Below are 12,772 nucleotides of genomic sequence, written 5' to 3' on the forward strand. Positions count from 1 at the left end.
AGGTAAACAGGAATGTATTAAAAAATATACACAAAATTTATATTTATTCTATTTTTTTCACTTGACATTCATCTCTCGTTTTGATATCATGACAAAGTAAATTTTTTGCAGGTGTGGTTCAATGGTAGAACATCAGCCTTCCAAGCTGAATACGTGGGTTCGATTCCCATCACCTGCTTTTTTTGTGCTTTTCTTTAGGCACTTACTCTATTTACATATTTGTAAAACATAAGTACAATATATTTGTACAATTCCAATAGAAAGGGGTGATACCTTGAGAATTGAAAGGATTAGTACCAACCAGATAAGATGTACACTGTCAAATGTGGATTTGGAAAACAGAAATTTAAATGTAGTTGAATTGGCCTACGGCAGTGACAATGCCAAGGCATTGTTTCAGGAAATGCTAAGCAAAGCCTCTTATGAGGTAGGATTTGATGCGGATGACTCTCCTCTGATGATAGAGGCGGTTCCGCTTTCAAATGAAAGCATTATTATATATGTAACAAAAGTTGACGATCCGGATGAGCTTGATACGCGTTTTGCAAAGTTCTCTCCTACAATGGCTGATGATGTGTTTGCCTCTTTTGATATGAAGTTTAATAATCTTCTTGAGGGTGCGCTTGATTTTGATGACGATAAAGCTGACGAATCTCAAAAAGAGCCGTATTTAAGGGCCTATTCATTTGAAACTTTAGATGAGCTTATAGAGGCTGCCAAGGCTGTTAAAACCTATTCGGGAGAAAACACTCTATATAAGGATGAAGTAAATAAAAGATTCATTCTTGTTCTTAAAAAGAATGAGAATAAAAAGGATTTTGCCTCAGCCGCAAATATTCTTTCCGAATACGGTGTGAAGCTTTCCGCTACCACGTTCAGTGAAGACTACTATAAAGAACATTTTAAGGTAATGGTCAAGGAAAATGCCATTTCACAGATAGCAAAAATATAATATTTTGATTATTTTAAAGCGCTGACTTATTCAGTGCTTTTTTGTTTCGTATTTTTTTTAACAAAGTTCAAAATATTATTGCTTTTTTCCAAATTGTTATGTATATTTTAATAAGGTTATTGTGCCTCAAAGAGTACATAACTTTATATTTTGTATCAAGGGGAAAATACCTTTTCACCCGTATTTCATGATAACAAAATAAATGAATTATAGAAAAGAGGATTATTATGGCAAATATTGATTTAACTCAGTATGGCATCACAGGCACTACAGAGATAGTACACAATCCATCTTATGATGAATTATTTGCAGCCGAGACAGATTCTGCATTATCAGGCTATGAAAAGGGACAGGTTAGTGAGCTTGGTGCCGTTAACGTATTAACAGGTATCTATACAGGTCGTTCTCCTAAAGATAAATTTATAGTTATGGATGAGAATTCAAAAGATACAGTTTGGTGGACATCAGCAGATTATGCAAATGACAACCATCCGCTTTCAGAGGATTCTTGGAAAGTCTTAAAGGACCTTGCAAAGAACGAGCTTTCAAATAAGAAGCTTTATGTAGTAGATGCTTTCTGTGGTGCAAACAAGGACACAAGAATGTCAGTTCGTTTCATTGTTGAAGTTGCTTGGCAGGCACATTTCGTTACAAATATGTTTATTCAGCCAACTGCAGAGGAACTTGAGAACTTCAAGCCTGACTTCGTAGTTTACAATGCTTCAAAAGCAAAGGTAGCCAACTACAAGGAGCTTGGTCTTAATTCAGAAACAGCTGTTGCTTTCAATATCACAAGCCGCGAGCAGGTTATCCTTAACACATGGTACGGCGGCGAGATGAAGAAGGGTATGTTCTCAATGATGAACTACTATCTTCCACTTAAGGGAATTGCTTCAATGCACTGTTCAGCTAATACAGATATGAACGGTGAGAATACAGCTATCTTCTTCGGCCTTTCAGGAACAGGTAAGACAACTCTTTCAACAGATCCTAAGAGACTTCTTATCGGTGATGATGAGCACGGTTGGGATGACAACGGTGTATTCAACTATGAGGGCGGATGCTATGCTAAGGTTATCAACCTTGACAAGGAGTCTGAGCCTGATATCTACAATGCTATCAGAAGAGATGCTCTTTTAGAGAACGTTACTCTTGATGAAAACGGTAAAATCGACTTTAATGACGGAAGCAAGACAGAGAACACAAGAGTTTCTTATCCTATCGACCATATCGAGAATATAGTTAAGCCTATATCACATGGTCCTGCTGCAGAGAATGTAATATTCCTTTCAGCAGATGCATTCGGAGTACTTCCTCCTGTATCAATCCTTACACCTGAGCAGACACAGTACTACTTCCTCAGCGGATTTACAGCTAAGCTTGCAGGTACAGAGCGTGGTATTACAGAGCCTACACCTACATTCTCAGCTTGCTTCGGACAGGCATTCCTTGAGCTTCATCCTACAAAGTATGCTGAAGAGCTTGTAAAGAGAATGGAAAAGAACGGTTCAAAGGCATATCTTGTAAATACAGGATGGAACGGAACAGGAAAGAGAATCTCTATCAAGGATACTCGCGGTATCATCGACGGAATCCTTAGCGGTGCTATCAAGAATGCTCCTACAAAGAAGATTCCTTACTTTGATTTCGAGGTTCCAACAGAGCTTGAAGGTGTGGATACAAAGATTCTTGATCCTAGAGATACATATGCAAATGTTGCTGATTGGGAAATCAAGGCAAAGGATCTTGCTTCAAGATTTGCAAAGAACTTTAAGAAGTATGAGACAAACGAGGCAGGTAAGGCTTTAGTAGCTGCCGGCCCAAAGGTAGACTGATACTTTAAAAGATTTATAAATTTCAAGAGGCTGTAGCAAATGCTATAGCCCCTTTTTCTTATCTGAAAAGATTTTTCATAAATGCAAGATCTTCCTTTGCATATTCAGCTCTTTCTTCTTCTCTTATTACGCTAATATCCGGTTTTTCTTTTTTAAGCCAGTCTTTAATAATATCATATCTCATGATACCTTCACCCAGCTTACACGCCACATGTCTACCTTTAGCGGGGAAAGCTCCGTCTTTTAAATGAATAATTTTTGTTTCCTTTCCGAATGCATCTATACATTCTTTCCAAAGAGCTTCCTGTGAATCTACCCTTTCCTTTGTAAGTACATTCAAAGGATCAAATATTATCTTTAATCTATCACTATTCAATGTATTCAGCATTTTAGCCGTATATTCTGCACTATAAAGCGTATGTAATGCCACAGGTTCCATTGCCACATAGGCATCATATTTATCGGCTTCATTTAAAATACCATCAAGTCTTTTTAGCAGTTTCGGAAAAAGCCTCACCTTATTTTCCATATCCACTTCTCCATAAGAACTTTCGCTTCCTACATACAATGCTTTAAAAGGTTTACTTATTTTAAGTGCCGCAATAAACTCATACCTATGCTTTTTCCATATATCTTCATCATCTGTAGTAAAATCAATATAACTTCCCAACACACTGATTTCTATTCCGCAAAATGCATCTACTATATATTCAATATCTTCCTGTTTCACATCAATATTTCCGTTCATTCCCGGCAAAGACTTCTTTACAGCCAAATGAACAGCTTCAAACCCTACTTCTCTAATTTTTTCTGCAAGAATTTTCGCATCATATTTCCCAAAGTCATGAGCTCTTACACCAAATTTCAAGTTTCCATCCTCCAAATATAAGATCAAATAATTTCAACCATCATCCTTACTGCAGCTTTTCCCGCAATATGCTTATCTTCACTTGCAGAGCTTACAAGTATTGAATTATCAAAATCATCAATATCCTTTACTGCAAATTCATCTCCTAAAGCAATCTTTTTTTCTTCCAGATATTCAATCAAATCTCTGTCATCTTCAACTTTATGAAGACGACATGAAATACCTTTTGATACCTCCGAGAGCTTTTTTAATTTATCGGTATCAGGATGATTTTCGTATATTTCATTTCCATGCGGACAGTGCATAGGTTTTTTTAAAAATTCATTTAATCTGTCTTTTAATACATTTGAAGTGACATACTCCAAGGCTTTTGCATCCTCATGGACATTCTGCCATGAGTAACCCAAATATTCCACCAAAAACAATTCCCACAATCTATGCTTGGTAAGCAATGTTCTGGCTCTTATTTTACCTGTTTCAGTCAAAAGAATCGACTTATTCTCAGTATATACTTCACCTTCTTCTACCAGTTTTTTTAACATCTCACTTACAGATGCAGCTTTTATCCCCAAAATCTCTGCGATCTTTTTATTTGTTGCAGTTTCATTTTTCTCAAAAAGCTCATAAATTGCTGAAATATAATCATCTCTACCGGTGTCTATCTTAGCCATATTATTTTCCCTTACTCTGAGTCCGTAATGTTTTCTTATATCATCACTTAATTTTTTACCCGTTTCAGTCAGGGAATATACACCTCTTTCTTTTGCACGATAAACATATCCTTTTTTTATCAACTTGTCCAAAACATATTTGAGCTTTCTGTCGGACCAGGCAATATGCTCTCTGATTGTACTGTATCCCAATTCACCGAGGGCATTTTTCTTTCCTGTATGATTATCTATGTGTAAAATCAAAAGTTCTCTACTGAAACGATTTTTGTTTTTAATATATCTTATCATCTTAGTAATGATTCCACCCGGATATACTGCAATGGTTATCATAAATGTTAAGCCCGAAACCAAAGCACACATTCCCGACATGGACACATTAAATTTTACAGCAAGAAAATAACCAATGCAAGAATTAACTACTGCATATACAGCCGCCAATAATACAGTTATTTTCAGGTCCTTTGAAATCAAATATGCACTTGCAGCCGGTGAAATAAAAAAGGATATTGCAAGTATCGCACCCACCGACTCAAACGCCGAAACTGCAGTAAATGAAACCAAAGCCATAAAAACATAATAAAGACCTGCACCTGCAATACCGGCCACTCCGGCATATACAGGATCAAATGAACTTATTTTCAGTTTTCTAAAAAATACCGCTATAAATACTGTATTTATCAAAAGTACAAAACTCATCTGTACCAATGCCTTTGGTAGACTGATACCAAGGAAATTTATTCTATGAAGCGGAGCCAGTATAATTTCTCCAATCAAAACCACCTCTGTGTCCAGATGTACATTTCTTGCATATCTTGTAATAAGTATAACGGCTATCGAAAAAAACAGCGGGAAAATTATACCTACAGAAGCATCTTCACTCACTCTTTTACTTTTTATCAGTAACTCTATACAAACAGTAGTTAAAACACCGAAAAGACTTGCTCCTATTATTAAGAAAACACTCCCTATATCTTTAGTAACAAAATATCCTATAACTATTCCAAGAAGTACGGAATGTGAGATTGCATCGGAAACCATTGAAAGTCTTCTTAACACTAAAAACACTCCCAAAACAGCACAGGCAAGTGAGGTTATTATAAGAATATACAAAGATTCAATCATTTCCCTACCCTCATCTTCCTAATATTTAAAAGCATTCTCACAATACCCCTCGGTGCAAACAATACAGAAAAGAGTGCAATAACAGACATAATAAGTATAATGCTTGGTCCTGTAGAAAATCCCTTCACCGCACTGCTTATAAAAGTACCCAAAAAGGCCGATACGGCTCCTGTTACCGCCGCAATCACTAATACTTTCTCATAGCTTTTACTCCATTGCAAACCTGTAACCGCAGGAGTTATAAGCATGCTGCTTATAAGAATGGCACCCACCGCCTTTAGACCTGCCGCAATCAAAATCATTGTTATTATCATTATAAGAAGAGAGGTAAGTCTTGAATTTATTCCTATTGTATACGCATAAACCATATCAAAGACATATACCTTTATCTCTTTGTAAAAGAGTATAAATAAGGCAAGAGATATGACAGATACAGCGAGTATTATATAAACATCCTCCCTCAGTATATATGCAGCCTGTCCGAATATATAGCTAGCAAGTCCCGACTGTGAAGCTCCCTGATATTTCGGATTACCCTGTATATAACTTTTTAATACCATACCCATACCAAACATTGCAGATAAAATGACCGCCATTGCGGTGTCCGCTTCTATCTTTGAGCCTTCCGAAATAATCTGTATCAGTATAAAAGCGACTATACCTGCCACTATTGCACCGAGCATTAAAATAATAGAACTTTTTCTCCCGGATATCATAAATGCCAGAATTATTCCGGGAAGTGATGCATGACCTACAGCATCACCTATCAGACTTTGCCCCTTTAAGATACTTATCGTTCCGACTATACCTGTTGCCATGGCAAGCAGCATTGTTCCTATCGCAACCACAATAAACGAATACTGTGTAATAATACTTATATTCATAGCCTACTCCCCATATGTCGCATCTATATTCTCTTTCACAAAAGTTTCCTCGGTCCTTCCGCTTGCTATAAGTTGCTTATTAACCATAATTACATGATCGAAATATTCGCATAGGGTGTTTAAATCATGGTGTACCGCTATAATGGTCTTCCCTTCTTTTTTAAACTCTCTCATTGTTTCTATAATTATATTCTCGGTTTTCTTATCAACTCCTGCCAGCGGTTCATCCATAAAGTAAATTAGGGCATTCTGAGCAATTGCCCTTGCTATGAATACCCTTTGTTTTTGTCCCCCTGAAAGTTCTGAAATCTGCCTGGATGCAAAATCTTCCATTTTCATTTTTTTCAATGCTTCCAAAGCTTTTTCTTTTTCAGAAGCATTTACTCTTTTAAACAAACCAATCCCCGCATATCTTCCCATTGTCACCACATCAATAACTGTAGTAGGGAAATTCCAGTTTACCGTGGTGGTCTGAGGTATATAAGCAATCTGCTTATATACCTCCTTGTAAGACTTACCCATAATACTTACTTTACCTGAGATAGGCTTCATAAGTCCGAGTATCCCCTTCATTAAGGTGGATTTACCGGCACCGTTTGGTCCTATAATTGCGGTAATACTTCCCTCATATATATCAAGATCCATATCCCATATTACAGGAATATCCGTATATGCCATTGTAAAGTCTTCCAAATGTATCAATACTTTTTCCATATCAAACCTCAAAGGTACTATTTTAAATTATCGGTAATCAGTTTTACATTGTGCTTATACATATCAATATATGTATCGCCGTCTTCACCCTTTGGTGCCAAAGAATCAGAGAACAACTCATTTCCTTCACCGCTTACTATCTTTACATCTGCTCCCTTTGCGGCTGCACCTTCTCTAAGCTTTTCCATACGTGCGGGATCTGTTGTGGATTCTGCAAATATTGCCTTTATTTTATGATCTACAATAAAATCTATAGTTTCTTGTATGTCCTGATTTGCCACCTCAGATTCTGTACTTACACCTTGAGGTGCTTTCACTTCTATATCATATGCTCTTGAGAAATAGTTAAATGCATCATGAGGTGTGATCAAATATCTGCTCTCCTTAGGTATTGAAGAAATATTCTCCTTTACATACTCATCAAGCTTTGTAAGTTCCTCCAGATACTTTGTTTTATTTTCTTCATACTGATCCTTATATTCAGGATTCAAATTTTCAAGTGACTCACCGGCAGCTTCTACAGCCATCTTATAAAGTCCTATATCAAACCAGAAATGCGGATCTGTAATAACTTGACCGTCTTCATCCATTGTTCCTATACGATCTTTCGGAAAATTCCTGCTCACAGCCTCGCCTTTAGCTTCAAGTGCATCCACCATTTTACCTTCAAAATGAAGTCCATGATAAAGTGTAAGATCTGAAGAACTAAGTTTTGTATAGTCCTCAGGCTTTGCAACATATAAATGCGGATCCTCTCCGGCAGGTATTATAAGCTCCACATTAACGGTATCACCGGCAAGTTGCTCTACCATGTCCTGTAAAAATGAAGTGGTAACAACCACATTCTTCTTATTCATGGTATCACTACTTGCTTTTGATGTTTCCTCAATTGATTTTGCCTCTGTATTTTGTGCAGTAGTCTGAGTGTCTGAAGTTTTCCCTCCCGCACATGCACAAAGTGATAAAGCCAATCCTGCGGCTGCAATAAGTGTACTCAAATTTCTTTTAAACATATTACCCCTCCTAATAAATTAGGTTATTTTATTTATATAATTAGGCTTACCTAACTATATTTTTATTTATACCTTATTTTATTTAAGAAATCAAGTACAATGCGGAGTATTTTATAAATTAAATTTTTCACGTGAATACAGATAATTACAATAAAATGTCTTTCCGTAAATAATATTCCGTTATTCTTTAAAATTTATTCTGTTATTTTCGCTGAAATTCAAAATTAGTTACAATATAGTAAGATAAACTTAAGTCTAAAGGACTATATTTTCTACTAAAAATACTTTAGAATATAGTCATAACATTAAAAGATTTATTTCGCAGGATAACCTGCAGAATGGAGGAACATATGATAAGAAACCATATTAAAAAAGTGGCTTCAGTTGTTTTAACGGCTTCCATGATTCTTGGAATGACCGGTGTGGCTTTTGCCAAAAACACAAAGACAGTTGTACAGAATGTAAAGATCAATATCAGTTACGATCTTGCACCGGGTATGAATTCCGGAAACATTGATGTAGACAGTGACAGCCCGGGAGTTGACGATGTAAAAGTCTCTTCTATTACAAACACCGACTTCGGTAAGAAACCAAAGGTTACTATCAAGGTAAAGCCTGATGAGGACTATACATTTAAGGGAACTCCTTCAGGTAATATTACACTTAATGATGCTACCGGTAAGGGTGCTACAATCTCTAAAGTTTCTACAACAAGCGGAAACATGTCAATCACAGTAACTCTTCCAAAGACAAGCGCAGGCGAGAGCGGTGCATTGGAAGTAAACGATATTTCATGGGGTGATAATGACAGTCCTGTAGTTACATGGGAAAGCGCAAATTACGCAAAGCAGTATGAAGTAAAGCTTTACCGTAACAATTCAATCAAGGACAATATCACAACATCAGGAACAAGCTATGACTTCCGCAGCAAGATCCGTGAGTACGGTAAGGGAAGCTATACTGTGAAGATTCGTGCAGCTGCAAGCAACGGTACTAAGGGTAACTGGACAGAGTCCGATGAGTTTGATGTAGACGAAGATATTTTAGCAAGCCTTGGCGGACAGACAAGTTCAAATGGCGGAAACGGTACAGGACCTAACGGTTCAAGTGCGGGTAATACAGGTGCTTGGTTAAAGGATAATGTAGGCTGGTGGTATATCAATGCCGACAGAACATACACTACAAACAACTGGCAGCAGATAAACGGCAACTGGTACTATTTCGATAACAGAGGTTATATGATGACCGGTTGGCTTAAGAGCCCATATTCAGGTAAGTGGTACTGGCTCAGCACAGAAGGTGGAAGCAACCTTGGTAAGATGCTTACAAACCAGTGGGTTGATAACAATCGCTACTATGTAGACGGCAGCGGTGTTTGGACACAGAGCAGATAAAAATTTAGAGGATGTCGCATGCGATATCCTCTTTTCCTGATATTTTATATCTGTCGGTAATTTCTTTTCATTACAAAATTTAATCCAAAAATCTTTTACTTTATCCTAGATTATTCATTGGTAACTCCATGAAAGTGGCTGAAAGCCACATAATTACTATATTTTAACAAAATATTGCTTTCACTTATTAAGTGAAGAAAAAAAGAGCGTCCATTTGTGGTAAAATTAAGGTGCTTAAACTCAAAAAAAATACACAAAGGAGCCCTTTATGAGTATTGTAAACACCTTATCACTTGAAAGCAATAGAAAAATTAAAATTAATTTCGATGGAGGAGATTTATCCTCTGATGCAGGCTTACTTCTTATAAAAGAATTCGTAAGTAAACTTGGAATTGATAAACTTTTCAGACAATCATTTAAGACCAATGATTCTGCATTATTCCGTTATCACACTGATAAAGAAAACCTTCTTCAGATGATATATATGATCATTGCAGGGTATTTTGAAGATGATGCTTCAGATGAACTTACAAATGATCCTGTGTTTAAAGCAGTGCTGAATAAAGACACTTTAGCATCACAACCAACCATTTCAAGATTTCATAATCGAATGGATGAGGATTCACTGAATCAGTTCCTTTCAATAAATCAAATTCTTCGAAAGAAAGTTTATAGCATTCAGATGCCTGAAGCTATCATTTTAGATTTGGACTCAACACTTCTTAATGCCTATGGCAAACAGGAAGGCAGAGCATTTAACTTCCACTATCAAAGTAACGGTTACCATCCACTTGTTTGCTATGATGGACTCACAGGAGATTTGATTAAAATTCAGCTTCGAGACGGGACTAAGTATTCAAGCACAGGAGTTGTAGAATTTCTTCAGCCTATCCTTGATGAATATCTTGAAGATTTTCCGGAAATTAAACTTCTCCTTCGTGGAGATAGTGGCTTTGCAACACCCAGTTTATATAAACAGTGTGAAGAAAATGGTACCGGCTATGTAATTCGTTTGAAAGAAAATGCTGTTCTTCGTGATAGGGCATCATATCTTATAGATGAACTTGATGAAATCACAAAAAACAACAAAGTAGATTATGCTGTAGTTTATGGTGAATTCATGTATCAGGCAGGTCCTTGGCCTTATGAAAGACGTGTTGTCTGTAAAGTTGAAAAACCTGAAAACCAAATGACTTACATGTATACATTCATTGTTACAAACATGGAGTCATCCCCTGAATATCTTATCAAGTTCTATTGCAAAAGAGGCTTGATGGAAAACTTCATAAAGGAAAGCAAAACAGGTTTTGACTTTGCTTCTGTAAGCAGTCATACAAGAGTTGTAAATGCCAACAGGCTTCAAATACATGCACTTGCTTATAACATATTTAATTGGTTTAGACGATTGGCGTTATCTGCAAATATGAGAAAACAACGCATTGATACTGTACGTCTAAAACTGCTAAAGATTGCAGCAAAAGTAATCCGTTCAGCAAGGTATATAACATTCAAGCTGTGTAGCAGTTGCCCATATAAGGATGAGTTCTATAAGACCCTATCCAATATCAGTAATCTATGTATACAGTTTGAATAACAACTAATAATGAACCTTGACAGCTTGATAACTACTTGTAAACTCTACCTAGGGGAAGTCTACCCATTTTTTAGGTGTATTAAGTCAGTTATAGCGTCATGGGTTAAGTTTAAAGATTTATAGCACGGTAATTAACTTAAATATTATGCCGTGAATAATTCAGGTTTATCATTCATTCAAATTATCTCCAAAAATTATAAATTCATATTCTCTTACAATTAACCCTGCCTCAAATTCAAAAACATCACATGAGTGTTCTCCTAAGTTATTCTTTAAAACTGTAACAATCAAAGATAAATCCTTGCTTTAATTTCCCCCTCTTATTACGCCTGAAAAATAAGCATTACTATGTCAATCTAAGCTGTCACTTATCTATAGAACAAAATATTTTTAATCTAATTCTAATAACATAGATATAAGTTCCTGCCATCCGGTATAACGAGAACAAAATCCTCTCGGGTTACGACCACTTTCCTTAAATCCAAATTTTTTATAAAGTGCAATCGCATTTTTATTTTCAGCAACCACTTCAAGTTCCAATTGCCTATAGCCGGCAGTTTTTGCACATTCAATACATGCCTTTGTTAAAGCAGTGCCTATACCTTTTCCATAATATGCTTTTTCAATACTTATCCCGAACTCTGCACGATGCTTTACCTTGTCTTTTGAGCCAACCGCAGAAATTCCGGCTAAACCGATAATTCTATCATCAACAAGTGCACAAATCTGTATCTCACAGAGGCTGTTTTCTTTATCGTCAAGGAATTCCTCTTTTTCTTCAACACTAAAATTTATTTCATCCGGATAAGAAAGTAGGAAGTCTGTTTCCTCACGGATATTCTTTGTATTCTCAAGCACACTTTTAGCATCGTCAATTGTAGCATTTCTTATAATACAAAGCATATTGTTTGTAATTCTTATTTTTTTATAATATTTCAACTCATCATCTCCTCTAAACAACTATACTTTTAAATGTATACCTTTCTTTTCTAAATTTTCTATACATTCAGCCAGATATTCACTATTATGCTCTTTGTAAATCGGGCTGCCTGTAATTTCCTCTTCAAGATTATCATACTTTTCTGCTGTTTTTCCTCTATAATTTTTATCCTTCCATTCCGCAGCAACATTATATCCTCTTTTCTCCATCTCCTCCATAACCAACAAATGATATACAAATAAATGATATGGGGAATATGAAAACACATAGTCCACCGTTTTATGTTTCTTTTTCCATCCGTTGCCTCTCAGAGCACAACATTCCCTATGTTGTCCAAGCAGCTGATTTTTGGGCAATAAGTGGATAAGTTCTTCATGCCATAGTCTCATATTGTTCTCCTGTTAAGAAAGTTGATTTTTCTAAATATTCATTGGGGTATTTCTTTAGTAAAACGTTAAGGTAATCAATTACAGCTTCCCTGTTATTTTTCCCTTCCATATATTCATTTAATATATCAAATAATTCTTCTTTTTCCATTGTGCTTGCTTCTTTTTTGAAATATCCCCATATATGAAGAACGGCATTACTAAAATCTTTTTTACTCTCCTTCATATCTATTGCTTCCTGTATTTTTTTATTTACCCATAAAACATCCGGTTCTTTTTCCCTCAAATACGCCCTTATCTCCAGATATGCTTTATGCGATTTGCTTAGTACATAATATTTATTTTTTGCCCACAACTCTTCGCATTCTTTTCTTATATCTTTGTATCTCATATACACGC

At 36.1% G+C, this 12,772-nt stretch carries 12 protein-coding genes and 1 tRNA gene; 5 read left to right on the top strand and 8 right to left on the bottom strand.

What is annotated here, in order from left to right; translation table 11 throughout:
* The first annotated feature begins 107 nt into the window (after positions 1 to 107).
* The 3 genes from EHV10_RS02365 to pckA all read left to right on the top strand — a co-directional run bounded on the left by EHV10_RS02365 (position 108) and on the right by pckA (position 2,787).
* Positions 108 to 178 (top strand) — tRNA-Gly (locus EHV10_RS02365).
* A gap of 96 nt (positions 179 to 274) precedes the next feature.
* Positions 275 to 952, top strand: a complete 678-nt coding sequence (locus EHV10_RS02370) for an adaptor protein MecA (protein ID WP_128673240.1) — start codon at positions 275 to 277, stop codon at positions 950 to 952.
* Between the two features lie 227 nt (positions 953 to 1,179).
* Complete coding sequence (pckA, locus tag EHV10_RS02375; protein ID WP_007596025.1) at positions 1,180 to 2,787, top strand: phosphoenolpyruvate carboxykinase (ATP); 1,608 nt, start codon at positions 1,180 to 1,182, stop codon at positions 2,785 to 2,787.
* Between the two features lie 58 nt (positions 2,788 to 2,845).
* Here the strand turns inward: pckA and EHV10_RS02380 are convergent, their stop codons facing one another.
* The 5 genes from EHV10_RS02380 to EHV10_RS02400 are packed head-to-tail and all read right to left on the bottom strand — an operon-like array spanning position 2,846 to position 8,059.
* Positions 2,846 to 3,655, bottom strand: a complete 810-nt coding sequence (locus tag EHV10_RS02380; RefSeq protein WP_128673241.1) for a sugar phosphate isomerase/epimerase family protein — start codon at positions 3,653 to 3,655, stop codon at positions 2,846 to 2,848.
* A 23-nt stretch (positions 3,656 to 3,678) separates the two neighbouring features.
* Positions 3,679 to 5,448: a metal ABC transporter permease gene (locus tag EHV10_RS02385; protein ID WP_128673242.1), complete on the bottom strand. Its 1,770-nt coding sequence runs from the start codon at positions 5,446 to 5,448 to the stop codon at positions 3,679 to 3,681.
* Positions 5,445 to 6,332, bottom strand: a complete 888-nt coding sequence (locus EHV10_RS02390; protein ID WP_128673243.1) for a metal ABC transporter permease — start codon at positions 6,330 to 6,332, stop codon at positions 5,445 to 5,447. The genes EHV10_RS02385 and EHV10_RS02390 overlap by 4 nt, the downstream gene beginning before the upstream one ends.
* A 3-nt stretch (positions 6,333 to 6,335) precedes the next feature.
* A complete protein-coding gene (locus tag EHV10_RS02395) occupies positions 6,336 to 7,046 on the bottom strand; it encodes a metal ABC transporter ATP-binding protein (RefSeq protein ID WP_128673244.1) in 711 nt (236 codons plus the stop codon).
* A gap of 17 nt (positions 7,047 to 7,063) precedes the next feature.
* Positions 7,064 to 8,059: a metal ABC transporter solute-binding protein, Zn/Mn family gene (locus EHV10_RS02400; RefSeq protein WP_128673245.1), complete on the bottom strand. Its 996-nt coding sequence runs from the start codon at positions 8,057 to 8,059 to the stop codon at positions 7,064 to 7,066.
* Positions 8,060 to 8,409: 350 nt separating this feature from the next.
* Here EHV10_RS02400 and EHV10_RS02405 point away from each other — a divergent pair, with 350 nt between their 5' ends.
* On the top strand, positions 8,410 to 9,453 hold the full coding sequence (locus tag EHV10_RS02405) for a cell wall-binding protein (RefSeq protein WP_128673246.1): 1,044 nt from the start codon (positions 8,410 to 8,412) through the stop codon (positions 9,451 to 9,453).
* A 268-nt stretch (positions 9,454 to 9,721) separates the two neighbouring features.
* Positions 9,722 to 11,047 carry an IS1380 family transposase gene (locus EHV10_RS02415; protein ID WP_128673247.1) on the top strand — a complete coding sequence of 442 codons (1,326 nt, stop codon included), beginning with the start codon at positions 9,722 to 9,724 and terminating at the stop codon, positions 11,045 to 11,047.
* Between the two features lie 390 nt (positions 11,048 to 11,437).
* Here EHV10_RS02415 and EHV10_RS02420 read toward each other — a convergent pair whose 3' ends face one another.
* From EHV10_RS02420 to EHV10_RS02430, 3 genes are read right to left on the bottom strand one after another with little or no spacing between them, the layout of a single operon-like run.
* On the bottom strand, positions 11,438 to 11,986 hold the full coding sequence (locus tag EHV10_RS02420) for a GNAT family N-acetyltransferase (RefSeq protein WP_128673248.1): 549 nt from the start codon (positions 11,984 to 11,986) through the stop codon (positions 11,438 to 11,440).
* A gap of 21 nt (positions 11,987 to 12,007) precedes the next feature.
* Entirely contained in the window at positions 12,008 to 12,376 is a 369-nt protein-coding gene (locus tag EHV10_RS02425) for a TIGR02328 family protein (RefSeq protein WP_128673249.1), read from the bottom strand.
* Positions 12,360 to 12,764, bottom strand: coding sequence for a YbgA family protein (locus tag EHV10_RS02430; RefSeq protein WP_128673250.1), 405 nt, complete (start codon positions 12,762 to 12,764; stop codon positions 12,360 to 12,362). Before EHV10_RS02430 ends, EHV10_RS02425 begins: the two co-directional genes overlap by 17 nt.
* Between the last annotated feature and the right edge of the window lie 8 nt (positions 12,765 to 12,772).

The sequence above is a fragment of the Lachnoanaerobaculum gingivalis genome (assembly GCF_003862475.1).
GTDB lineage: Bacteria > Bacillota > Clostridia > Lachnospirales > Lachnospiraceae > Lachnoanaerobaculum > Lachnoanaerobaculum gingivalis.

Coding starts and splice junctions, on each gene's coding strand:
- pckA (WP_007596025.1), top strand. CDS start 1,180: ATGGCAAATATTGATTTAACTCAGTATGGCATCACAGGCACTACAGAG.
- EHV10_RS02385 (WP_128673242.1), bottom strand. CDS start 5,448: ATGATTGAATCTTTGTATATTCTTATAATAACCTCACTTGCCTGTGCT.
- EHV10_RS02390 (WP_128673243.1), bottom strand. CDS start 6,332: ATGAATATAAGTATTATTACACAGTATTCGTTTATTGTGGTTGCGATA.
- EHV10_RS02395 (WP_128673244.1), bottom strand. CDS start 7,046: ATGGAAAAAGTATTGATACATTTGGAAGACTTTACAATGGCATATACG.
- EHV10_RS02400 (WP_128673245.1), bottom strand. CDS start 8,059: ATGTTTAAAAGAAATTTGAGTACACTTATTGCAGCCGCAGGATTGGCT.
- EHV10_RS02405 (WP_128673246.1), top strand. CDS start 8,410: ATGATAAGAAACCATATTAAAAAAGTGGCTTCAGTTGTTTTAACGGCT.
- EHV10_RS02415 (WP_128673247.1), top strand. CDS start 9,722: ATGAGTATTGTAAACACCTTATCACTTGAAAGCAATAGAAAAATTAAA.
- EHV10_RS02425 (WP_128673249.1), bottom strand. CDS start 12,376: ATGAGACTATGGCATGAAGAACTTATCCACTTATTGCCCAAAAATCAG.
- EHV10_RS02430 (WP_128673250.1), bottom strand. CDS start 12,764: ATGAGATACAAAGATATAAGAAAAGAATGCGAAGAGTTGTGGGCAAAA.